This is a genomic window from Natronomonas moolapensis 8.8.11 (genome assembly GCF_000591055.1).
Classification (GTDB): domain Archaea; phylum Halobacteriota; class Halobacteria; order Halobacteriales; family Haloarculaceae; genus Natronomonas; species Natronomonas moolapensis.
Genome location: NC_020388.1, coordinates 2,379,859 through 2,401,427, shown reverse-complemented (window position 1 = coordinate 2,401,427; position 21,569 = coordinate 2,379,859). Strand labels below are relative to the sequence as shown.

Sequence of the window (21,569 nt, the reverse complement as noted above, 5' to 3'; positions counted from 1 at the left end):
ATGTGATTGCTAATGAGGGGTACACGAATACTTCCGGTGGCGCTCGTCGGGGTCCTCGCGCTGCTCGTGGCCGATCCAGTGGCCGCACAGACGTCAATCCACGACGAACTCATCACGGATCTCAATACGACGCTGTTGTACGCGGCCATCCCGATCGCGATCCTCGTCGAAGCAATTCTCATCTACGCCATCGTCAAGTTCAAAAACAGCGACGACCCGAAGCCGACCGAAGAGAACCGACGCCTCGAGATCACCTGGACGATCGCGACGGCCGTCGTGTTGCTGTTCGTCGGGGTCGCCTCCTATCAGGTGCTCGCCGTCGAGGAGATCGGCAACCCGATCGACGACGAGGAGCGCCTCGAACCGTCGGTCTCACAGGACATCGAGGGCGCCGTCGGTCCCTACGCCGACGAGAGCGACGCCGTCGAGATCGAAATCGAGGCCTTCCGGTACGGCTGGCGGGCGAGCTACGACAACGGCTCGGCGGCGACGTTCAACGAGATACGCATCCCGACCGATAGGCCGGTGTACCTCCACGTCTACGCGACAGACTGGCTACATATGCTCCACGTCCCCGAGGTCGGCCTCAAACAGGAAGCCCAGATAGGGACGTACAATACGGTCAAAACGGAAGCGTACGAGCCCGGGAGCCACCAGTTCTACTGCACGCAGTACTGCGGCGTCGGCCACTCCCAGATGAACGGCGAGTTCATCATCATGGAGGGCGGCGAGTTCGACAGCTGGGTCGACGAACAGTCCGAGTGACGCCACGTCCGGAACCGGAGTGGATCTGACCCCGTTGTTTCGGCCAGTGAGGATCGCAGTCCCGACCGACGGCGAGTGTATCGCTGCCTTGAGTGGACCCGTGGCGGGGGTCCGACCGTTTTGAGTGGGTTTTTTATTTCTCGACGCGAATCGAAGGGTATGAGCGTCGAAACTGACGACGGCCACGGGCACGGTGACGGCCATCACCTCCCTGCCGTCGAGGACTGGCCGAAAGGATTCGGGGAGGCCTCGTGGTGGCCATTCATCGCCGCCCTCGGTGGCTCGGGATTCTACGTCGGCGTTGCACTGTTCGTGCTCGGCCGCGGATCGGAGCCGATTATCAACCCCGTCATCGGTCCCGCCGTCTTCGTATTGAGCACCGTCGCGTTCCTCACCGGACTGTACGGGTGGCTCTATCACGCGTTCATCGTCGACTTCTGGGGCGGCGAGACGACTGATTATGGGTTCCCGTTGAAACTGACGATGCTTCTGTTCCTCGCGACCGAGGTCGCGACGTTCGGCGGCGGCTTCGTGTACTACTTTTTCATCCGCGCGGGCGCCTGGGAGAACCTCCCGGCGATCGTCGCGGAGGGCGACGTGTTGAGCACGCTCGTGATCGCCAACACTCTCGTGTTGATCGCGAGTTCGATAACCATGCACTACGCCCACCATGCGTTACTGTCCGGCGATCGAACCCGGTTTGTCCGTCTGTTGGGTGCCACACTCGGGCTCGGGATCGTCTTCCTCGGCGGGCAGGTCTATGAGTACTACGAGTTCATCGTCCACTACGGCTTCGGGCTTACCGACGGCGCGTACGGATCGGCGTTCTACGGGCTGACCGGACTCCACGGCCTCCACGTCGCCTTGGGGGCCGTGCTGTTGTCGATCGTCTTCGTCCGGGCGCTGTACGGCCACTACTCGGCCGAGAGACACGTCTCGATCAGCACTGTCTCGATGTACTGGCACTTCGTCGACGTGGTGTGGGTCTTCCTCGTTGTCGTACTCTACGGCGGCGCGATACTCTAGTCGCCAACCGACGCGTCTTTTAGCCGCCGTCTCCACGTACAGTCATGGCAACGGAGTCCGAGCGGTACGACAAGACGAGCCCGTGGCCCATCGTCGTCGTCCTCGGCGTGGTGTTCAGCGAACTCGGGATCTTGTTCAACGTCTTGCCCGTCGCGGTCGCGGGGCTCGTCGTCTTCGTCGGCAGCGTCTCCGGAATCGTCCACGAAGCCGGCTACGTCGTCTCGCCGTGGCGGCTCCTCGTCGGCCTCGGCGCGGCGTTGGCCGTCCTGGGTGGGGTCGTCGTCTCGGTTCGCTTCGACGGAGGGCTTTCGGCGTCCGTGTTTTCGGCTGCCGCTGCCGACGGAGTCCTCCAGCGGGGGCTCACGGTTGCTGTGACAGGGGTGGTGGTGTCCGTCGCCGGGACCGTTCTCCCGCGTGTGTGGAACCAGTAACCTATTTAACCGTCTCGACAAACCACTCAGGTATGAGCGATCGTATATTCGACCGCGAAACGCTGTTGGACCTCTCGGTCAACGTCATTCCGCTCGCGATATTACTCTGCTTCGTGCTCTTATTTATATTCGTATCACCGTTTCCCGCCGACTCGCTCGTCCTCGTGGTCCAGATGGCCATCGTCGGCGTCATCGGCGTTGCGCTCTTCGTGTTGACGTACTACTCGGGGAAAGTCATCTCGCGGGACGAAAAAGCGACGAACAACTACATCCCGGCGGGCTACTCCGAAGCCGACGCGGAAGTCTCGGGCGTTCCGGGCGAAGAAAGCGAGTAAAGCGAGTAACGCGGGCAGGTTGTCGGTCGGAGTTCACACTTGAACGGGGTTCACAATCATAACCTTTCTTTAGGAGCGGTCCTATCGATCACACAGATACACATGGATGCAGAACAGCTCGCGCTGACAGTTCTCATGGGGGCAGTCGTCCTCGCGGCGTTCGGGTTCGTCGCTCGCGTGCGGAACTGGCGCGCACGGCTGCCGCTCGTCGGGGGCAAGCGGGTCGCGACCGACGGCGGCCATGCGCACGAATCGTCAGAGACACACGCTCACAAGCCGTCCGGCGTCATCCGCTGGTTGACGACGGTCGATCACAAGGACATCGGGATCCTCTATGGGACCTACGGCGTCATTGCGTTCCTGTGGGGCGGCGTCGCCGTTCTGATCATGCGGATCGAACTGTTCACCGCGGCGTCGACGTACATCAGCCCGAACATGTACAACGCGCTGTTGACGAGCCACGGGATCACGATGTTGTTTCTCTTCGGGACCCCGATCATCGCGGCGTTCTCGAATTACTTCATTCCGCTCTTGATCGGCGCGGACGACATGGCGTTCCCGCGGATCAACGCCATCGCTTTCTGGCTCCTGCCACCGGGAGCGCTGTTGATTTGGGCCGGCTTTTTCACCATCCCGTTGGACATCGGCGTCGGTCCGGCCGCGACGTCTTGGACGATGTACACGCCACTATCGGTCGAGCAGGCCAACCCCGGCGTGGACCTCATGTTGCTCGGACTTCACCTGACAGGCGTCTCCGCGACGATGGGTGCGATCAACTTCATCGCGACCATCTTCACCGAGCGTGGCGACGACGTCTCCTGGGCGAACCTCGACATCTTCAGCTGGACGATCCTCACCCAGTCGGGAATCATCCTGTTCGCGTTCCCGCTGCTCGGTAGCGCGCTTATCATGTTGCTCTTGGACCGCAACTTCGGTACCACCTTCTTCGCAGTCGAGGGCGGCGGGCCGATACTGTGGCAACACCTGTTTTGGTTCTTCGGTCACCCGGAGGTGTACATACTCGTGTTGCCGATGATGGGAATCGTCTCGTGGATCCTCCCGAAGTTCGCAGGCCGGAAGCTCTTCGGATTCAAGTTCGTCGTCTACTCGACGCTCGCCATCGGGGTGCTCTCCTTCGGCGTGTGGGCGCACCACATGTTCGGCAGCGGCATCGACCCCCGCATCCGGGCGTCGTTCATGGCGACGTCGCTGGCCATCGCCATCCCGTCGGCGGTGAAGACGTTCAACTGGATCACGACGCTGTGGAACGGGAACATCCGACTGACGACACCGATGCTGTTCTGCATCGGGTTCGTCTCGAACTTCGTGATCGGCGGGATCACCGGGGTCTTCCTGGCGTCCGTCCCGGTCAATCTCATTCTGCATGAGACGTACTACGTCGTCGGGCACTTCCACTACGTGGTGATGGGGATGATCGCCTTCGCCGGCTTCGGGGCGATCTACTACTGGTTCCCGATCGTCACCGGCCGGATGTACAACCGGACGGCCGCGAAGGCGCACTTTTGGCTCACGATGATCGGCACCAACATCACGTTCTTCGCGATGCTGCTCGCCGGCTACTTCGAGATGCCGCGGCGCTATGCGACCTACGAGTTCAACCCGAGCCTCGCGCCGCTGGCGGAGATCACGCTGCTCCACCGGGCGATGACGGTCGGTGCGCTCCTCATCACCGTCGGCACGGCGCTCTGGCTTCTCAACGTCGTTTGGTCCTGGAAGAAAGGCGGCGAGGTCACGGACCCCGATCCCTGGGACACCAAGGAGTACGGCCTCCACGGCCGCGAGTTCGCGTGGTTCGAACAGCAACTCGCGGCGACGGACGGCGGTGACGAGGTCGTAGCCGACGGCGGCAGCGACGTCGCGACGGACGGCGGCACCGTCGAAGACGGCCAGCCGGAGTAACTCGACCCTTTTGTTTTTCACTCGGTCCCGACGGACTCGCGTTTCGTCTTTCGTGGCGCTGGATCTCCGACGCGTAACGTCCCGCGCGATGGACCCCGATCCGATCGATCCGCCTCGCCGACGGCTCTACAGAGCGTGGGGACTCGAACGAGCCGAGCGAAGCGACGCGTCTTCGATCGCGTCGGCCGCCGTGACACCGTTCGAACGGTCACGACGACCCTCCGTATCTGTGGGTTCGATCCCACAGTCCACGGTCGTTGCCGCGGAGAACCTCAGCGGCTGAGATAACCGCCCTCGACGTCGAGGGACTCGCCGGTCACGAAGGACGCCTCGTCGCTACACAACCAGAGAACGGCCCCCGAGACCTCCTCGGGCGTTCCGAGGCGGTTCATCGCGTGCCGGCCCTCGATGGCCGCCCGCACCTCCGGGTCAGTCGTGATTCCGCCCGCCTCGAGCAGCGGTGTTTCGATGAACCCCGGACACACGGCGTTGACGCGCACGCCGGCCTCCGCGTTCTCGAGGGCGGCCGTCTTCGTCAACCCGAGTACGCCGTGCTTCGCGGCGACGTACCCCGACGACGTCTCGAAGCCGACCTTGCCGAGGACCGACGCGTTGTTCACGACGGCACCGCCCGCGTCCTGTCGCTTCATCCGGCGTAGCTCCGCCCGCATGCAGTTGAACACGCCGACGAGGTTGACGTCGATGACGGCCCGCCACTGTTCGGGCGGGTACTCCGCGACGTCGGCCTGTTCGCCGCCGATGCCCGCGTTGTTGAACGCGTAGTCGAGGCGACCGTACTCCTCGACGGCGGTGTCGACCATCGCCTCGGCCTCGTCGGGGTCGGTCACGTCCGTTTCGACGAAGACGGCGTCCCCACCTGCGTCTTCGATCCGCGAGGCGGTCCCCTCACCGCCCTCGACGTCGACGTCCGCGACGACGACGTCGGCGCCGCGGTCGGCGAACTCGAGGGCCGTCGTGCGCCCGATTCCCGATCCGGCGCCGGTGATCACCGCTGTCGTGTCCTCGAAAGAAGCCATAGCGCCCCGTCGACACGCGCCGCAAAAAAGATACCGCGGCGACTCAGGCCGAACTGACGACCAAAAGCAGCGCAACGCCAGCCATGAGCACGGCGACGACGACCAACACGACGAGGAGATACTCCTTTTCAGTGAACTGACGGCGTGGTTCGGCCATGCCGTTGCTTGGACGCCCGCTCGCAAAAACGTTTCAACACGCCCCCGCGACGGGGCGAGCGAAACACAAGGCTCATTCGACGTACGACCCTATCGATCGACGTGACGGAGACAGGCGGCGGTATCGAGGGCGAACGCATTATTGCGGTCCTATACGTGGTCGTCGTCGCGATCGCGGGTGTGCTCGGTGCTGCCATCGGAAGCATCGGACTCCGGGATCTCGAGGCGGTATCGCTGCTCGGGGTAGTGACGTTCCAGCCGACGCCGGCCGGGCTCGCGGCCTTCGGCATGACGACCGTCGGCACGGCACTCGGCGTCGCGTTGTTGTTGGTGGTGTACGTCTCGCGGAACTACGTCGACGCGTAGCGGTCGAGGGCCCACCTCAAGAATCCTGTAGCCGCTCTGTCGTCTCGACGAGGGGATGGTGGCCGTAGTCGACCTCCTCGATGTCGTCGATCGATTCGAGGTCGCTTTTTTTTGCGGTCTCGGCCATCCCCAACTCGACGCGTCTGTCGAGGTTGATCACGTAGGCGTCCATCTCCCCGATGTCGAGGCGGTCGGCCGCCTTGACTCGGTGGTGGCCGTCGGCCAACAGCTGCCTCCCCGCGTTGTCGATGACGACAAGCGGTTCCGCGAGCCCGTTTTCGAGTTCGTAGCTTCGGCCTTCGAGCTCGTCGGTGTACACCTTCGTCTGCGTGGGCGTCAGTTCCGCGAGCGAGACAGTGCGTCGCTCCTCCGTCGCCTCGATGCCGTGGATCGACTCGAGGGTCCGCTTGAGCTTGCCGACCTTCTCGGGGGTCGCGCGCTCGATCTGCGAGCGGATGACGTCGGCGTTCGAGATGATTCCGGCGAGGTTCCCGGCGTCGTCGACCACGGGGAGGCGTTCGATTCCGGATCGGAGGATGACGCGCGCCGCGTCCGTGATCCGCATCTCCGGGTGGGCGACGATGATGTCCGACGTCATTACCTTGAATATCAGGTCGTGTTCGTCGGCGAGCAGCAGGTCCCTGGCGCTGACGAACCCCTCGACCTGTCGGCCGTCACACACCGGAAACCCGCTGTGGTCTTCGCTCCCGGCGATCCGTTCGGCGACCGCTGCGACGGAGTCGTCCGGCGAGACGGTCGCGACGTCGCGGGTCATATAATCCTTCACTCTCGGCTTCCCGCCGTTGGCACCACTCGAACGGTCGTCCATTGGTGGATAGATAACGCCGAATGATAAAAAGCCCACTTGCCGGCGCCGCGCGTCCGGACAGCCGCCGGCCGGATCGACACACCGCTCTCTCGCCGATGACAGACGTGCGAGTGGACGTCCCCCGGGATGCAGCGCGGGATCGGAGCGTCAATCGGGGAACCCGTGGGCGCCGTCGGCGTAGATGAAGGGGCCGTAGTCGGGCGTCACCCCGAGCGCCTCGAAGAACCGGTCGGTGATCACGTCGTCGATCACCTCTCGACAGTCCGTATCGGTCGCCCCCTCGGTGAGAATACCGACCGGGATCTGTGCCCCGGCCATGTCGGCGTGTCCGCCGGCATCGCCGATCTGGGCGAACGCCTCCCGGAGGATCTCTCCCAGATCGCGTTCGATCCCCCTAGAGCGTGCGGAGACGAACACCGTTCCGTCGGTGTATCCGAAGACGAGCGTAGTCGTGATGCCGTCCATGCTGAGGAGCCTGTCGGCGGCCTGCGCGAGCGTGTCCCGGTCGGCGATCGGACCCACACAGCTCGTCAGAACGTCTCCGGTCACCTCTCGGGCGGAGATGGCGGTGCCGACCGTCTCCAGGGTATCCACCGAGACGCTCGGCGATTCGACCTGCCTGAGCCGATCCGAGTCGGCCGCCTCGACGAGCCCGGCGGCGGCCTCGAAATCGACGGCGGAGACGCCCCGAGAGAAGTCCCGGGTGTCCGTCCGGATGCCGTATAACAGTCCACTCGCGATCGACTCGGTCGGCTCGATGCCGAAGCGATCGAAGTACTCCGTGAGGATCGTACACGTCGCGCCGACGTCGCTCCGGAGGTCGACGAATCCGGCCCGAACCGGCGTCCTCGGCGGGTGGTGATCGACGACGATGTCGATCGAGGTCTCCGGCGGTAGCCCGTCGTTGACCCCCGGTCGGGAGTGATCGACCAGGGCGACGGCGTCGAACGACGAGAGGTCCGCGCCGTCCTCGAGGTTCCGGAGGTCGAACCCGAAGAGGTTCACGAGGGCGCGGTTTTCCTGATGGCCGATATCGCCGTAGTAACACGCTTCCGCCTCGACGTCGAACGCCGAAGCGAGACGGCGAAGCCCCACGGCGGAGGCGATGGCGTCCGGGTCGGGGTTGTCGTGGGCGAGGACGGCAAGCCGCCCGTCGACGCCCCGCAGAGCTGTTCGAAACTCCCGGGTGCGCAACGCGTCGCCCCCGGCACACTCGAGAAAGCCGCCCCCGGCGCCGCGTGAAACGTCGAGCACCCGGTCGGCCGCAGCGGCGGCCGCCCTGTCGGCTCCGTCGGCGAGACAGACCATGAGAAACGCGTCGGGGTACGCCGCTCGCGCCGTCCGGACGACCCGCCCGACCGCGTCGGCAGCGGGGGCGACGACGACCGAGTCGACGTCGCCGGCAACGGTCCGGACGTCGTCGACGTCGCCGGTATCGACCCGGCGGGCGTCGATACCGGCCTCCCGGAGGGATTCGGCCCGATCGTCGTCGTCGACGAGCACGACAAGTGACCCCGGACGGCGGGCCAACCGCTCGACGAACGACGTCCCGACCGCGTCGTAGCCCAACACCAGCCGATCCATACCGTCGATCCGGCCCGAACGGTCTAAAACGTGCTGGAGCGTCGCCCGGGCCTCAAAACAGCGCCGCCGCCGCGTCGAAGGCCGCACCGTCGAAGACGGCCAGACCGGGCAACAGGAAAACGGTCGCGACCGCCGCTGTGAGCACCGCGACGTACAACGCGGTCGGGTACCGATCGATAGAGCGCTCCGAAACCGGCTCTTCGATCCACAACGACTTGACGACGCGGCTGTAATAATAGAGGCTGAGCGCGCTGTTTATCGCGCCGACGGCGGCGAGCCACGGCACGCCGGCCCCGACGGCCCCCGCGAAGAGGTAGTACTTCGAGACGAAGCCGCCGCCGACGGGCAGGCCGGCCAGCGAGAACATGAACACGGTCATCGCCACGCAGGCCAGCGGCGCCTGCCGGGCGAGGCCGTTGTAGTCCTCGAACGTCCGGCCGATCCCCCAGTATTCGGCCAGCGCAACGAAGAGGAACGCGCCGGTGTTCATAAATCCGTAGACGACGAGGTGAAGCATACTCGCCCCGAGAACCGTCGATCCCGCGCTCGCGCCGCCGACGCCGGTCAGCGCGGCCAATCCGATCAACACGTAGCCGGCGTGCCCGACCGAGGAGTACGCGAGCATCCGCTTGACACGCTCTTGGGTCGCCGCCGCGAAGTTCCCGACGGTCATCGTCAACACCGCAAGCACCTGAAACAACAACACCCAGTCGATCGATCCGACGACCGTCTCGATCGGGAACCCGACGAGCAGGATCCGGAACGCGAGGACGAAGCCGGCCGCCTTCGAGGCCGACGAGAGGAACGCCGAAACCGGAGCGGGCGCGCCCTCGTAGGCGTCCGGGGCCCAGAAATGAAACGGCACCGAGGCCGTTTTGAACGCGAGCCCGCCGACGATCATGAGCACGCCGACGCCGAGCACGCCCGTGTAGCCGGCGGCTGCGCCGCCGACCGCCCCGGCGACGTCGGAAAGCAGGAGGCTGCCGGTCGAAGCGTACACGAGCGAGATCCCGTAGACGAAGATCGCCGAGGAGAGCGCCCCGATCAGGAAGTACTTGAGCGCACCCTCGACGGAGCCGCGGTTGTCCTTCAGGTACGCGACGAGCGCGTAGGAGGGCAGACTCGCGAGCTCGAGGGCGACGAACGCCACCGCGAGGCTGTTGGCCGAAGCCATCAGCGACATCCCCGTCGCCGCGAGCATGACGAGCATGTAGTACTCGGCGCGGTGGGGTAACTCGCGGACGTAATCGAGAGAGGCGATCGAAACGAGCGCGGTCACGCTGCCGAAAATAAAGGTGAAAAGCAGGCTCATCCCGTCGACGACCAACTGCCCGCCGAACAGCTCGACGCCGTCGGCCGCCCCCGACAGAAGGAGCACGCCGGACGCGGCGAGCGCGCCGAACGCGCCGAACGCGGAGACGCCGGCGAGGAGCCCACCGTTCGTCCGCCCCGGCGAGAACGCATCGAGTACGAACAGCGCGAGCGCCGCGAGGACGAACGCCCCGGCCGGCGCGAGCGCGACGCCGCCGATCATTGGACGTCACCCCCGAACGGGAAGTCGATGACGTCGAGCGTCGCATCCCGGATCATCTCGAAGATGAGGTCCGGGGCGACGCCCAACGCAACGATGAGCACTACGAGCACCACGAGCGGCGCGATGTCGTGCAGCGGCGCGCGCCCGAGTTCGTAGTCGGTCTCGAGCCGAAACGGGCCGAACAGCGACCGCTGCATCGCCCACAGCAGGTAGCCGGCGACGATCACGATGCCGAACATCGCAGCGGCGGTAAACAGCGGCGCGGCCGGCAGGACCGTCGACTCGAACGCGCCGAGGAAGACGAACAGCTCGCCCATAAAGCCGGCCATCAGCGGCAGCCCCATATAGGCGAACGCCCCCGCGAGAAACACCGCGGCAGTGACCGGCATCCGGGTCGCAAGCCCCGACATGTCGCCGATCATCCGGGTGTGGGTCGCGTTGTAGAAGACGCCGACCGTCATGAACAGCAGCCCGGAGATGAGGCCGTGGGCGACCATCTGGAACGTCGCGCCGCCGACGCCGTAGACGGTGTAGGCGACCAGCCCCAAGATGACGTAGCCCATCGAGGAGACCGACGAGTACGCGACGACGCGTTTGAGGTCCTGTTGGGCCAACGCGAGCAACGCGCCGTAGATGATCGAGATCACGGCAACGGCCGCGATCGGGGCCGCGAGGGCCGCGGCCTGCTCGGGGAGGATCGTGAAGTTGAACCGCAACAGGGCGTAGGTCCCCATCTTCAGGAGGACGCCGGCCAAAAGCACCGACACCGGGGTCGGGGCCTCGACGTGGGCGTCCGGCAGCCACGTGTGGAAGGGGACGATCGGGACCTTGACCGCGAAGCCGACGAACATCGCGAGGAAGGCGGCCATCGCGAGGACGTCGGGACCGACCCCGAACGCCGGCGTGCCGAGGTAGCCGAGTTGCCCCGCCCGCAGCGCCTCCGCGATCGCGGGCATGCTCGTCGCCGAGACCGCGCCGCCGAGACCGAACAGCAACGCAATGTAACCGATGAACATCACGAGCGAGGCGATGTTCGTGTAGACGAAGAACTTGATCGCAGCGTACTTGCGACGGGGGCCACCCCAGACACCGATGAGCAGGTACATGGGGATCAACACGGCCTCCCAGAAGACGAACCAGAGGACGAAATCTAACGCGGCGAAGACGCCGACGAGGCTGCCCTCGAGCAACAACACGAGCCCATAAAACTCGCTTTGGCGGGCGTCGATCGGCGTCCACGCGCTCAGGATGGCGAGCGACGTCAGAGCCGTCGAGAGGACGACGAGCGGCAGGGAAATACCGTCGAGACCGACGTGGTAGTTGACCGCGTAGGGGCCGAACTGGAGCCACTCCGCGAAGCGCTCGTAGGCGATCTCGCCGCCCAAGAGTGCGTTGCCGCTCCCCTCGAAGGCTAAATACATGTACAGCGAGACGAGAAGCGGCGCGAGCGAGATCCCGAACGCGAGTTGGCCGGCGTGTCGGTCGGGGGCCACGAAGACTGCGGCGGCGCCGAGGAGACACAACGCCAGAAGTATCTCGACGAACATTCAGAGCCACCCCCCGAGGATCGCGAAGACGACGAGCAACGCGAGCAGCCCCAACAGCAACAGCGCCGCGTAGTTCGTCACGATGCCCGTCTGGATCCGTCGCAGGCGGTTCCCGGCGAAGAGGCTCACACTCGAAACCGCGTTGACCGCGCCGTCGATGACGCCCTGATCGAACGTGTCGGCGGCGGCCGAGAGCCGCACCGTCGCGCCTTCGGCGAGCCACACCTGGTACTCGTCTTGGTAGTAGTTGTCCATGAGAAGCGTCCGTATGCCGCCGAGTTTCTCCGTGTGTCGCGCCGGCGACGCGCCGCGATAGAGACCGTAGGCCGTCCCGGCACCGAGCAACGCCAGCCCGAGGCTGAGCCCGGCTCCGAGCAACAGCGTCGTCACCTCGCTGCCGACGTAGGCGGACTGATAGCCCGCGTAGTCGTGTAACAGTTCGCTGTAGTGTTCGCCGTGGGTCAACAGGCCGAGGTCGCGCTCGAGGTACCCCTCGAGGAACGCGACGTGGGCGCCAGTGAGTTTCTCGACCGGCACGAGGTTGATCCCGCCGGCGACGACGGCGAGGACGCCGAGGATCGCAAGCGGGAGTTTGACGTTCCAGCGGACGTCGTGGGGGTCCTCGGCGGTGTCGCTTCGGGGGTCGCCGTGGAATGTCAAAAGCACCATCCGGACGGTATAAAAGCCGGTGAGGAACACGGCGGCAAGCCCCATCGCGTAGGCGCCGAACAGAAGCGGGCTCCCCCCGAGGGCGTGGATGAGCGTCTCGAAGAGCACCTCATCCTTCGACCAAAAGCCCGCAAAAGGGAAGATACCCGCCAGCGCGAGCGACCCCGCGAGGAACGTGAGGTAGGTGACGCGCATCTCGTCTTTCAGCCCGCCCATCGCCCACATGTCCTCGTTGTGGTGCATCGCGATGATGACCGACCCGGCACCGAGAAAGAGAAGCGCCTTGAACACCGCGTGCGTGGTGAGATGGAAGAAGGCGGCGACGTAGCTGCCCGCGCCTAGGGCGAGCATCATGTACCCGTACTGGCTGATCGTCGAGTACGCGAGCACCTGTTTGATCTCGTCTTTGACGATGGCCATCGTCGCGGCGAACAGCGCGGTGAAGCCGCCGACGAACGCGATGATTCCGAGTACCGTCGGTAACAGCGCATAGAAGCCGTACATTCGCGCGACGAGATACACCCCGGCGGCGACCATCGTCGCCGCGTGGATCAGCGCCGAGACGGGCGTCGGACCCTCCATCGCGTCGGGCAACCACGTGTGGAAGGGAAACTGCGCGGACTTGCCGAGCGCGCCGCCCAACACGAGCAATCCGAGCACCGAAAACCACGTCTCCGCCCCGAAGCCGAAGAACGTCTCGCCCGCCGCGAGCGCCTCCTCGGCGAGGACGGGAAAGCCCCCGCTGCCGGCGAAGTTCGCGGTCCCGAACGTGACGAGGACGCCGACGACGCCGACGAGGAAGAAGTAATCGCCGAAGCGGGTGACGAGGAAGGCCTTTTTTGCGGCCGAGGGCGGGGCCTCGTCGGTGAACCAGTGGCCGATGAGCAGGTACGAACAGAGCCCGACCAACTCGAAGAAGACGAACGCCATGAGCAGGTTGTCGGCGATCACGAACGCGAGCATACTCGCCGTGAACAGCCCCAACCCGGCGTAGTACCGCGGCAGCCCCGGTTCGCCCTCGTCGTTCATGTAGCCAAGCGAAAACACGTGAACGAGGAATGCGACGAGCGAAACGATGACGAGCATCGCTGCCGAGAGCTGGTCGATCAGGATGCCGAAGGTGAGATCGAACGTCGCCTCGGCGTCGACGAGCGCGTACCACGTCTGGTTGTGCGGTTCGCCCGTCGTCAGGAGCCACCCGAGGGTGGCGACGGAGAGTCCGAGCGTCCCTGCGGTGGCGAGACTCCCCACGACGGCCCCGCGCTTGGGCAGCCACTGCCCGAAGAATAACGCGAGCGCGAACGACGCGAGCGGGAGCAACACGATCGCCGGAGTGAGTTCGTATATCAGCGCCATCTTACCACTTCAGTGTCGTTGCGTCGGTCACGTCGACGTCGCCGAAGTTCCGGTGCAACACGAGGATGATGCCGATTCCGACCGCGACCTCCGCGGCGGCGAGCGCGACGACGAACAGCGCGAACGTCTGGCCCGTGATCTCGCCCCAATAAAACGAAAAGACCACGAGGTTGATGTTCGCCGCGTTGAGCAATAGCTCGACGCTCATCAAAAACAGGAGCGCGTTCCGCCGGGTGAGCACGCCGAAGAGCCCGGCACAGAACACCGCCGCCGAGAGCACGAGGTAGTACTCCGCCGGGACAGTCTCCAATACCATCAGGGTTCGTCCTCCGTTTTCGCCAGCAATAGCGCGCCGTCGAGGGCAGCGTCAAGTACGACCGCGATGGCGATAAAGGAGACGAGAAAGCCCTCACCGCCGATGTCGCCGCCCGGTAGATTCAACAGCGCGTAGCCGATCGAGGCGGTGACCGACCCCTCCGGGAACGCGCCGGCGGTGCCGAACCCCGAACCCAGAAACACCGCCGCGAAGAAGCCGAACAGCCCCACGGCGAGGACGCCGATGACCACGTCGCCCCGGTAGAGCCGCGGCCTCGTCGTCATCCGACCACCTCCATCTCGATCTCCGAATCGCGCCGAACGAGCATCACGGCGAACGTTATCAGGATCAGTACGCCACCGACGTACACGAGTACCTGTATCACCGCGAGGAACTCGGCCCGTAACATCACGTAGTGGACCGCGACGGACAGCAACGCGGCGCCCAAAAGCAACGCCGAGTGCCACACGTCCCGGGCCACTACGACCCCCACGCTCGCCCCGACAGTGAGCAGGGCAAACAGGAGGAATGCCAGCGTCTCAAGCGGTACTACAGCCATTACTTGTCCGTGCACCCGCACGCCTTTTGAAGATTTCCGTTCCAACTTCCACTTTTTACACGAGAACACGGGTCGCGCGCCGAACGGCGCGCGACACCGGTTCTCGGCAAAAACGTGGGGAAAATATGCGCGCCTTCCTCCAGCCGCCGCGCTCGCTACGGTCGCGCGGCGTTAGTCGGTCGGCGCTACGGCGACTCGCTCACTCCGTTCGCTCGTCGCCGGGAACCGCCTCGGGGGCGACCGCCGGACGCCCCCTCGGCGGACAGCGTTCTCGGAATGTATTTTATAAACGTTTTATAAATAATTTATAAATGGGCTGAACGATATCTATAATACGCTTCCGTCTGATCGTCCCATATTTCGACCACGTATCACCGGTTCGATCGGACCACCGCTATCCCCGAGGTTGGTTAAAAAGGGGGCCAGCTACTGATAGTCGACTTCGCCGTCGCCTTCGCCGACCCATCCCTCGCGGTCCGGCTCCCGGGAGGCCAGCGGGTCGATGTCCTCGCGACCCCACCGTTTTTCGCTCGGGATTCCTCGCTCCGCGAGGAACCGCTCCCGAAAAACCGTGGATGAAAAAGCCGACTCCGTCGCATCGGGGGACCTCACTCCGTTCGGCCCCCGTCGCTCGGAGTCGGTGAAACGGCTCGCGTTCGCTCGCCGTACGCGTCTACTGGTAGTCGACTTCGCCGTCGCCTTCGCCGACCCACCCCTCGCGGTCCGGCTCCCGGGAGGCCAGCGGGTCGATGTCCTTGTACCACGGGACGTTCTTTAGCTGTTCTTTGTTGTACGCCAGGTCGTCCTTCGTGTCCCCGGTGAACTCGAAGTTCTGGGTCAGGAGGATCGCGTCGACGGGACAGACCTCCTCGCACAGTCGGCAGTAGATGCACTGCCCGATGTGGAGGTTGTACTGCTCGCCGTTGCGCATGTCGTCGGTGACGATCTGGATCGTGTCGTTCGGACAGACCTTCTCGCACTGACGACACCAGATACAGCGCTCCTGTGAGAACTTGTGGACGCCCCGAAAGCGCGGGGAGACCTCCGGGGTCTCCTCGGGGTATTGGACGGTGAACTTCTCGCCGTCCAGGGCGTGTTTCATCGTCGTTGCCATCGATTTGAGCATTCCGATCATCAGGCGATCACTCCTACGATTACGGCAGTCAACACGAGGTTCACGAGCGATAGCACGAGCATCCCCTTCCAGCCGACCTCGATCAGCTGGTCGATGCGCAGCCGCGGCAGCGCCGACCGCGCCCACTGGGTGAACAGGTAGACGGCCCAGATCTTCGCGATGAACCAGACGATCCCGATGCTCGCAGGACCGGGACCGGCGGGGCCACCGAGAAACAGCGTCGCGATGACCGCGCCGCCGAGGAAGATGTGCAGGAACTCCCCGAGGTAGATCAACACGAAGTAGACGCTCGAGTACTCTGTCTGATAGCCCGCGACGATCTCCGTCGGCGCTTCGGGGATGTCGAAGGGGTTGCGGCCGACCTCCATCAGGTTCGCGATGATGAACAGCACGAACGCGAAGGGGTTGACGAACGCGTACCACGCCGGAATCGCGACCACGCCGAGGTCGACGAGCGGTTCGGCCTGGGCGGCCACGATCTCGCTCATCTGCAACGAGCCGGCGAACAACACGACCGAGACCGCGATCAGGATGAGCGGGATCTCGTAGGCGAGGTTCTGGGCGACCGCCCGGAGCCCGCCGAGCATCGAGAACTTGTTGTTCGAGGCGTAACCGGCCATCACGAGCCCCAGCGAGGCGATCGACGCGATGGCGAACACGTACACCAGTCCGACCTCTGGATCGGCGAGGTGGATTCCGCTGCCCATCGGGATGACGGCGAAGCCCAGGAGCGCCGAAAACGCGAGAACGACCGGCGCGAGGTCCCACGCCGGGCGGTCCGCGCCCTCGGGGACGATGAGCTCCTTCGAGAGCAGCCGAACCGCGTCGGCGACGATGATCACGAGCCCGAACGGACCGAGCCGGTTGACGGCGTAGCGGTCGGTGAAAGCCGCCGTGACCTTTCGTTTGGCCCACGGCCCGGCGACTGCGGTCATCGTCATCATCAACGAGCCGACGATCGCCGCGCCGACGACGGCGGCGATTGCGGTGCCGAGCGGTCCCGAGCCGAACGGCAACAGCTCGACGATCCGGTCGGGCAGCGGCGCACCCTGCAGCGCGGCGAGCGCCGGCGCCATCACCGATCGACCTCCCCGAGAACGATGTCGAGGCTGCCGAGCGAGGCGATCAGGTCCGGAATGTACTCGCCCTCGGTCATCTCCCGCAGGGTGTGGAGGTTACAGAAACACGGACTGCGGATCTTGAATCGGGCGGGCTTGTCGGTGCCGTCCGAGCGCATGTAGATCCCCAGCTCGCCCTTTGCGGCCTCGACGCCGCGGTAGATCTCGGTGTCGGGGTCGGGCTTCAGCGTCCGGGGGACGTTCGATTGGATCTCGCGGTCGTCTTCGGGCCAGTCCTCGAGGAGATCGACGCACTGTTCGATGATCTTCGCGGACTCCTCGACCTCCTGCATCCGGACGAGGACGCGGCTGTAGTTGTCACAGCCGTCCTCGGTGACGACGTCCCAGTCGAGTTCCTCGTAGTAGCCGTAGGGATCGTCCCGGCGGAGGTCGAAGTCGACCCCCGACCCGCGGGCGACGGGGCCGGTCGCGCCGTACTGCTTTGCGACCGCCGGCGGAAGTTCGCCCGTGTCGACACACCGCACCTGGAAGATCTCGTTGGCGGTAATGAGGTTGTGGTACTCGGTCGTCTTCTCGGGCAACCCGTCGAGGAAATCGCGAATCTTCTCGAAGAACTCCGCGCGGGGTTCCGGCAGGTCCCAGGCGACCCCGCCCAGCCGGAGGTAGTTGAACATGAGCCGCTGGCCCGTCAGGTCCTCTAAGATGTTCTGGACGACCTCCCGATCGCGGAAGGCGTACTGGAACACCGCGGTGAAGTCGCCGAAGACGTCCAAAGCGAACGTACCGAGGGCGAGCATGTGGCTCGCGATCCGACACAGCTCCGCGGACATCGTCCGGATGACCTGGGCGTACTCCGGGACGTCGATGTCGGCGAGGTCCTCGGCCGCGCGGGCGTAGGCCCACTCGTTGAGGATGCCGGCGGAGACGTAGTCCCACCGGTCGGGGTAGGGCATGATCTGGTGGCGGTACGTCGACTGCTGGCACATCTGTTCCTCACAGCGGTGCAGGTAGCCGATGTCGGGTTCGACGTCGGCGATCTGCTCGCCGTCGAGGACGGTCTTGACGTGGAGGACGCCGTGGGTCGCCGGGTGGTGTGGGCCGATGTTGATGAACATCGTGTCGGAGTCGGCCCCCTCGCCGCGGGCGTCCGGCTGCAGCGGGTTGGCGTGTTCGCGGAACGGGACGACCTGTGGCTTCTCGGGGTTGTAATCCAGCCCGAGCGGGTGGCCCTGCCACGTCTCGGGCAGCAGGATCCGGCGCATGTCGGGGTGGCCGTCGTACTCGATGCCGACCAGGTCGTAGGCCTCCCGTTCGTGCCACTCGGCGGTCCGGTAGACGGGTTCGGCAGTCTCGCTTTTCGGCTCGTCGGTCGGCGTCGGGACGACGACGCCGACCTCCTGTGTCGGGTCGTCGTACTTCTTCAAGTGATAGATCGACTCGAAGCGGTCCTCGTACTGCTGGGCGGTGACGCTCGAGCAGTAATCGAAGCCGGCGTCCTCCCGGAGCGCCGACAGCGCCTCTTGGACCTCGTCGGGGCGGACGACGAACGCCTCGGCGTTGACGTGGGACTCGCGACCGAGTGTCGTCTCGCCGAGCAGCGCCTCGAGTTCGTCGTAGTCGACGCTGCCGTCGGCCGTCTCGCCGACGTCGGTGGGGCGGGGTTGCTCCAGACTCATGGCGAATCAGCCCAGTTGTACCGCATGACGAGGTCCTCCTCGTCGATCTCGTCGGCCAGATGCTGGACCAACTCGTCGCGTTCCAGATCGCCGAACTCCTCTAGCTCGTAGGGTTTGACCGTCACCGGCGAGGTCTCGCCGTTTCGGATGCGCTCTTGCAGTTTCGCGATGCCGTAGATGAGCGCCTCGGGGCGGGGTGGACAGCCCGGGACGTGGATGTCGACCGGAATGACCTCCTCGGCGCCCTTGATGACGTTGTACCCCTCCTGGAAGGGGCCGCCGGAGATGGTACACGAACCCATCCCGACGACGAACTTCGGTTCGGGCATCTGGTCGTAGACGCGTTTCATCCGGGGGGCGAACTTCGAGACGATGGTCCCGGGGACGATGATCACGTCAGCCTGCCGCGGCGAGGCGCGCGGGACGCCCGCCCCGAAGCGATCGAGGTCGTGTTTGATCGCGTAGCTGTGGATCATCTCGATGCTGCAGCAGGCGATCCCGAACTGCAGCATGAACATCGAGTTGCCCCGCACCCAGTTCATGAACTGGTCGAACTTGGTGAGAATGAACGGCGTCGAGCCGAACGCCTCCCGGAGCTTCGAGTTGAATCGGCTGTCGACGCCGTCGCCCATCCGGGCGTCCTGCGTCGAGACTGTGTCGTGGAGTTGGTCGCTGTCGCTGCTCATAGTTGGGTTTTGATCTCCGCGCGTTCGCTCTTGACCCAGCGAACGGCACCGGTACGCCACGCCCACCCGAGTCCGATGACGAGGACCGCAAGGAAGACGAGCATCGGTCCCAACACCGGCCCGAGTCCGAACTCGGCGACGGCGTCGCTGTATATCAGCGCCCACGGGAAGATGAGCACCGTCTCGACGTCGAAGACGACGAACAGCAACGCGACTGTGTAGTACTGGATGTTGAAGCGGATGCGCGTATCCCCGGTCGGCACCTCACCGGACTCGTAGATGGCGCGTTTTCCTTGTTCGGGCACGCTGGGGCGAAGCAGACTGGAGACGACGATCATCGACAGCGGGATCGCAAGCCCCACAAGCGCCAGCGCACCGACGGCGATCCATGGATCACTCATGCGGTTTGTATCGTTATATGGTTTGGAAGACAGCGTATTAAGGGTTGTTGAGTCGGATCACCTACACCTGCCCTCGACGGCGAGGACTGCCGGTAGATTACCAGTTTATTTATTATGATGCAAAGCGAGAAATCGCCGTTCCGACCTTGTCGGACGGGTGAGAAGCAGGGATACGCCCGGAACCCAACCACGCGAGTTTAATTTTATTCTCCAAAAGAGGATAGGGGGACTCGAACAGATGGGGTGTAGCCCGGCGGTGCCCGTTGTAACGGATCGTCCGAAGATCACCCTGACTCCGGCTCAGACTCCGTCCCTGACCCCGACTCAGACTCCGTCCCGAACTCCGGCTCAGACTCCGTCCCTGACTCCGACGTTGACGCTTCGGGCGTTCGGACGAAGTGCGCCGCCGGGAGCGTGACTTCGATACGGGTTCCGGAACTGTCGGCGTCGATGTCGACCGAGCCACCGAGGCGGTCGATCCCCCATTTGATGAGCCACAGGCCGAGCCCCTGGCCGTGTTTCGTCGGCGTCTCCGTCTCCGTCCGGAGAACCTCGATCTCGATATCCGGTATCCCGGGACCGGTATCGGTGACGACGAGCGCGTGATCAGGCTCTCGAAACTGGATCTCGATTTCGGGATCCGCGGCGTGCTGGATCGCGTTTTCGAGCAGTTCCACGAGCACCATCTGGAGGATCGCGGGATTAACACGGGTCAAAGAGACGCCCGGGATCGACGCCGTCACCTGCTCCGGGTCGATCGTCCGGTCGGTCCCCGTGTTTACGGCCGAGATGGCATCTCCGACGACCTCGGAGACGGGCGTCGATCCGGTCGCGTCGCGGTCGAGTTCGAGCATCCGTTCGATCCGCTGGGCTTTATCGCCCATCGACGTGAGCCGGTCGTGATGTTCTGTGATCTGCTCTGCGAGCTCCGCGGCGTTCTCGGGTTCGGTAACGAGCAACTGGGCGTACCCCCGCGCGCCGGTGAGCTCGTTGCGCAGGTTGTGTCGCAACACGCGGTTCAACACCTGGATCCGCTCCTGGCGGCGTTTCTGCTCGGTGATGTCGTAGAACGCGACCGCGGCGCCGAGTGGGCGGTCGTATCTGTCGGCCATTGTGGTGGTATCGGCTTCGAGCACGCGACCGGTCTCGGGGATCTTGATCGTACGCGCCCGTTCGGCCGTCAGATCGGTATTCGCAAGCGACGGGTGGAGGTTCCGATAGTCGGTTCCGACCACCGTCCCGTCGCGCCTGCCGAACATGGCCCTCGCGGACTCGTTTATATCCGCGATCCGGTCGTGCTCGTCGAGCACCACGATACCCAACTCGATGGACTCAATCGCGGTGTCGCGGCCGATCTCGGTCGCCGCCGGCAGTTGCTCGAAGATATCGTACCGCTGGATTGCCGCTACGAAGCCGACGATCCCGAACCCGTGCAGCGAGAAGTACACGGCGTAGAGCCCGAGAAACTCCCCGTAGAGACCGAAGTTGTTCGCAGCGTTGTTGAACAACAACAACAGCGGGGCGGCGACGGCGAGCACCTCCGCGGGTTCGGACGGGGCGTACCGCTGTGAGGATTTATACAGTTGCGCGACCCCGGCGCCGGCGACGCCGATCTGGCTCCCGATAACGACGAGGCCGGTGAGAAACAGGAAGCTATTGGCGAGGGGAGCCCGTATTCCGAGGACTTCGAGGAGGCTCGGCGCGGTGAAAAAGACCACGAACAGCGTCACTACCGCGACGGAACCGGCGTACAGCCGGCGGTGTCGCGGGCGGAGCTGGGTCGTGTAGTTGAGCACGAACGCGGTCCAGACGAACGGCGCGACCGTGCTCGAAAGGATGCTCAAAAACGTCCCGGCGGCGAGGGACACCTCGAACCAACGTGGCAACACAGCGGTCGAAAACTGCGCCTGTGTCACGATCCCGAGCGACGCGCTCAGGTACAGATCCATCGCGTTCGTGAGTCCGTTGCCGATGCCCCACAGTATCGCGAACCAGCCGAGCGTTTTGACGCCGCGCCCGGCACGTGCCCGGAGCGTACGGGCACCGAACGCGACGTAGCCGGCCGAGACGACGAGCGTTGCGAGGATGAGAAGCGAGACTACGGGCGTCTGGACAGACATGCCAATCCTGTGTCGCTGTCGGAACCTGCGGCAGGGATGCGT

General features: G+C 64.7%; 21 protein-coding genes and 1 pseudogene. 6 read left to right on the top strand and 16 right to left on the bottom strand.

From position 1 onward, the window contains the following. Nucleotides 1-12: 12 nt before the first annotated feature. The 5 genes from NMLP_RS11585 to NMLP_RS11565 all read left to right on the top strand — a co-directional run bounded on the left by NMLP_RS11585 (nt 13) and on the right by NMLP_RS11565 (nt 4,477). On the top strand, nt 13-765 hold the full coding sequence (locus NMLP_RS11585; RefSeq protein WP_015410303.1) for a cytochrome c oxidase subunit II: 753 nt from the start codon (nt 13-15) through the stop codon (nt 763-765). Nucleotides 766-924: 159 nt separating this feature from the next. Beyond that, on the top strand, nt 925-1,791 hold the full coding sequence (locus NMLP_RS11580) for a cytochrome c oxidase subunit 3 (RefSeq protein WP_015410302.1): 867 nt from the start codon (nt 925-927) through the stop codon (nt 1,789-1,791). A gap of 44 nt (nt 1,792-1,835) precedes the next feature. Next, the gene (locus NMLP_RS11575) at nt 1,836-2,222 is read left to right on the top strand and encodes a DUF7541 family protein (RefSeq protein WP_015410301.1); all 387 of its coding nucleotides are present in this window, start codon (nt 1,836-1,838) and stop codon (nt 2,220-2,222) included. Nucleotides 2,223-2,254: 32 nt separating this feature from the next. Then, nucleotides 2,255-2,557 (top strand): DUF6684 family protein, encoded by a 303-nt coding sequence (locus tag NMLP_RS11570; protein ID WP_015410300.1) that lies wholly within the window; start codon nt 2,255-2,257, stop codon nt 2,555-2,557. Nucleotides 2,558-2,659: 102 nt separating this feature from the next. After that, a complete protein-coding gene (locus NMLP_RS11565; protein ID WP_015410299.1) occupies nt 2,660-4,477 on the top strand; it encodes a cytochrome c oxidase subunit I in 1,818 nt (605 codons plus the stop codon). A 272-nt stretch (nt 4,478-4,749) separates the two neighbouring features. On the opposite strand, the gene NMLP_RS11555 is transcribed toward NMLP_RS11565, so the two are convergent. Continuing rightward, nucleotides 4,750-5,514 (bottom strand): SDR family NAD(P)-dependent oxidoreductase, encoded by a 765-nt coding sequence (locus NMLP_RS11555; protein WP_015410298.1) that lies wholly within the window; start codon nt 5,512-5,514, stop codon nt 4,750-4,752. Between the two features lie 258 nt (nt 5,515-5,772). On the opposite strand from NMLP_RS11555, the gene NMLP_RS11550 reads away from it, so the two are divergent. Then, nucleotides 5,773-6,036 carry a DUF7520 family protein gene (locus NMLP_RS11550; protein ID WP_015410296.1) on the top strand — a complete coding sequence of 88 codons (264 nt, stop codon included), beginning with the start codon at nt 5,773-5,775 and terminating at the stop codon, nt 6,034-6,036. Nucleotides 6,037-6,052: 16 nt separating this feature from the next. Here the strand turns inward: NMLP_RS11550 and NMLP_RS11545 are convergent, their stop codons facing one another. From NMLP_RS11545 to NMLP_RS11475, 15 genes and pseudogenes are all read right to left on the bottom strand, one after another. Next, nucleotides 6,053-6,865, bottom strand: a complete 813-nt coding sequence (locus NMLP_RS11545) for a CBS pair associated ParBc domain-containing protein (RefSeq protein WP_015410295.1) — start codon at nt 6,863-6,865, stop codon at nt 6,053-6,055. A gap of 147 nt (nt 6,866-7,012) precedes the next feature. Continuing rightward, nucleotides 7,013-8,449: a DHH family phosphoesterase gene (locus NMLP_RS11540; protein WP_015410294.1), complete on the bottom strand. Its 1,437-nt coding sequence runs from the start codon at nt 8,447-8,449 to the stop codon at nt 7,013-7,015. Nucleotides 8,450-8,501: 52 nt separating this feature from the next. Further along, entirely contained in the window at nt 8,502-9,983 is a 1,482-nt protein-coding gene (locus NMLP_RS11535; RefSeq protein WP_015410293.1) for an NADH-quinone oxidoreductase subunit N, read from the bottom strand. Next, complete coding sequence (locus tag NMLP_RS11530) at nt 9,980-11,530, bottom strand: complex I subunit 4 family protein (RefSeq protein ID WP_015410292.1); 1,551 nt, start codon at nt 11,528-11,530, stop codon at nt 9,980-9,982. Before NMLP_RS11530 ends, NMLP_RS11535 begins: the two co-directional genes overlap by 4 nt. Next, the gene (nuoL, locus tag NMLP_RS11525) at nt 11,531-13,555 is read right to left on the bottom strand and encodes an NADH-quinone oxidoreductase subunit L (protein WP_015410291.1); all 2,025 of its coding nucleotides are present in this window, start codon (nt 13,553-13,555) and stop codon (nt 11,531-11,533) included. Between the two features lies 1 nt (nt 13,556). Further along, nucleotides 13,557-13,871 carry an NADH-quinone oxidoreductase subunit NuoK gene (nuoK, locus tag NMLP_RS11520; RefSeq protein WP_015410290.1) on the bottom strand — a complete coding sequence of 105 codons (315 nt, stop codon included), beginning with the start codon at nt 13,869-13,871 and terminating at the stop codon, nt 13,557-13,559. After that, nucleotides 13,871-14,155 (bottom strand): hypothetical protein, encoded by a 285-nt coding sequence (locus tag NMLP_RS11515; protein ID WP_015410289.1) that lies wholly within the window; start codon nt 14,153-14,155, stop codon nt 13,871-13,873. The genes nuoK and NMLP_RS11515 overlap by 1 nt, the downstream gene beginning before the upstream one ends. After that, nucleotides 14,152-14,430 carry an NADH-quinone oxidoreductase subunit J gene (locus NMLP_RS11510; protein WP_015410288.1) on the bottom strand — a complete coding sequence of 93 codons (279 nt, stop codon included), beginning with the start codon at nt 14,428-14,430 and terminating at the stop codon, nt 14,152-14,154. Before NMLP_RS11510 ends, NMLP_RS11515 begins: the two co-directional genes overlap by 4 nt. Before the next feature lie 426 nt (nt 14,431-14,856). Further along, nucleotides 14,857-14,940: pseudogene (locus NMLP_RS15280) on the bottom strand (NuoI/complex I 23 kDa subunit family protein); the annotation flags it as partial. Between the two features lie 163 nt (nt 14,941-15,103). Further along, nucleotides 15,104-15,565, bottom strand: coding sequence for a NuoI/complex I 23 kDa subunit family protein (locus NMLP_RS11500; protein WP_015410287.1), 462 nt, complete (start codon nt 15,563-15,565; stop codon nt 15,104-15,106). Beyond that, nucleotides 15,565-16,641: a complex I subunit 1/NuoH family protein gene (locus NMLP_RS11495; RefSeq protein ID WP_015410286.1), complete on the bottom strand. Its 1,077-nt coding sequence runs from the start codon at nt 16,639-16,641 to the stop codon at nt 15,565-15,567. The genes NMLP_RS11500 and NMLP_RS11495 overlap by 1 nt, the downstream gene beginning before the upstream one ends. Continuing rightward, nucleotides 16,641-18,320 carry an NADH-quinone oxidoreductase subunit D gene (locus NMLP_RS11490; RefSeq protein ID WP_015410285.1) on the bottom strand — a complete coding sequence of 560 codons (1,680 nt, stop codon included), beginning with the start codon at nt 18,318-18,320 and terminating at the stop codon, nt 16,641-16,643. Before NMLP_RS11490 ends, NMLP_RS11495 begins: the two co-directional genes overlap by 1 nt. After that, nucleotides 18,317-19,006 (bottom strand): NADH-quinone oxidoreductase subunit B, encoded by a 690-nt coding sequence (locus tag NMLP_RS11485; RefSeq protein WP_015410284.1) that lies wholly within the window; start codon nt 19,004-19,006, stop codon nt 18,317-18,319. Before NMLP_RS11485 ends, NMLP_RS11490 begins: the two co-directional genes overlap by 4 nt. After that, entirely contained in the window at nt 19,003-19,407 is a 405-nt protein-coding gene (locus NMLP_RS11480) for an NADH-quinone oxidoreductase subunit A (RefSeq protein ID WP_015410283.1), read from the bottom strand. Before NMLP_RS11480 ends, NMLP_RS11485 begins: the two co-directional genes overlap by 4 nt. 284 nt (nt 19,408-19,691) lie before the next feature. Further along, nucleotides 19,692-21,527 carry a sensor histidine kinase gene (locus tag NMLP_RS11475; protein ID WP_015410282.1) on the bottom strand — a complete coding sequence of 612 codons (1,836 nt, stop codon included), beginning with the start codon at nt 21,525-21,527 and terminating at the stop codon, nt 19,692-19,694. Nucleotides 21,528-21,569 lie beyond the last annotated feature (42 nt).

Excerpts from the sequence above, each read along its gene's own strand:
- NMLP_RS11565 (WP_015410299.1), top strand. The coding sequence starts at position 2,660 with ATGGATGCAGAACAGCTCGCGCTGACAGTTCTCATGGGGGCAGTCGTC.
- NMLP_RS11575 (WP_015410301.1), top strand. The coding sequence starts at position 1,836 with ATGGCAACGGAGTCCGAGCGGTACGACAAGACGAGCCCGTGGCCCATC.
- NMLP_RS11570 (WP_015410300.1), top strand. The coding sequence starts at position 2,255 with ATGAGCGATCGTATATTCGACCGCGAAACGCTGTTGGACCTCTCGGTC.
- NMLP_RS11540 (WP_015410294.1), bottom strand. The coding sequence starts at position 8,449 with ATGGATCGGCTGGTGTTGGGCTACGACGCGGTCGGGACGTCGTTCGTC.
- nuoK (WP_015410290.1), bottom strand. The coding sequence starts at position 13,871 with ATGGTATTGGAGACTGTCCCGGCGGAGTACTACCTCGTGCTCTCGGCG.
- NMLP_RS11555 (WP_015410298.1), bottom strand. The coding sequence starts at position 5,514 with ATGGCTTCTTTCGAGGACACGACAGCGGTGATCACCGGCGCCGGATCG.
- NMLP_RS11500 (WP_015410287.1), bottom strand. The coding sequence starts at position 15,565 with ATGATCGGAATGCTCAAATCGATGGCAACGACGATGAAACACGCCCTG.
- NMLP_RS11485 (WP_015410284.1), bottom strand. The coding sequence starts at position 19,006 with ATGAGCAGCGACAGCGACCAACTCCACGACACAGTCTCGACGCAGGAC.
- NMLP_RS11535 (WP_015410293.1), bottom strand. The coding sequence starts at position 9,983 with ATGATCGGCGGCGTCGCGCTCGCGCCGGCCGGGGCGTTCGTCCTCGCG.
- NMLP_RS11495 (WP_015410286.1), bottom strand. The coding sequence starts at position 16,641 with ATGGCGCCGGCGCTCGCCGCGCTGCAGGGTGCGCCGCTGCCCGACCGG.
- NMLP_RS11510 (WP_015410288.1), bottom strand. The coding sequence starts at position 14,430 with ATGGCTGTAGTACCGCTTGAGACGCTGGCATTCCTCCTGTTTGCCCTG.
- NMLP_RS11515 (WP_015410289.1), bottom strand. The coding sequence starts at position 14,155 with ATGACGACGAGGCCGCGGCTCTACCGGGGCGACGTGGTCATCGGCGTC.
- NMLP_RS11585 (WP_015410303.1), top strand. The coding sequence starts at position 13 with ATGAGGGGTACACGAATACTTCCGGTGGCGCTCGTCGGGGTCCTCGCG.
- NMLP_RS11530 (WP_015410292.1), bottom strand. The coding sequence starts at position 11,530 with ATGTTCGTCGAGATACTTCTGGCGTTGTGTCTCCTCGGCGCCGCCGCA.
- NMLP_RS11490 (WP_015410285.1), bottom strand. The coding sequence starts at position 18,320 with ATGAGTCTGGAGCAACCCCGCCCCACCGACGTCGGCGAGACGGCCGAC.
- nuoL (WP_015410291.1), bottom strand. The coding sequence starts at position 13,555 with ATGGCGCTGATATACGAACTCACTCCGGCGATCGTGTTGCTCCCGCTC.
- NMLP_RS11580 (WP_015410302.1), top strand. The coding sequence starts at position 925 with ATGAGCGTCGAAACTGACGACGGCCACGGGCACGGTGACGGCCATCAC.
- NMLP_RS11480 (WP_015410283.1), bottom strand. The coding sequence starts at position 19,407 with ATGAGTGATCCATGGATCGCCGTCGGTGCGCTGGCGCTTGTGGGGCTT.
- NMLP_RS11475 (WP_015410282.1), bottom strand. The coding sequence starts at position 21,527 with ATGTCTGTCCAGACGCCCGTAGTCTCGCTTCTCATCCTCGCAACGCTC.
- NMLP_RS11545 (WP_015410295.1), bottom strand. The coding sequence starts at position 6,865 with ATGGACGACCGTTCGAGTGGTGCCAACGGCGGGAAGCCGAGAGTGAAG.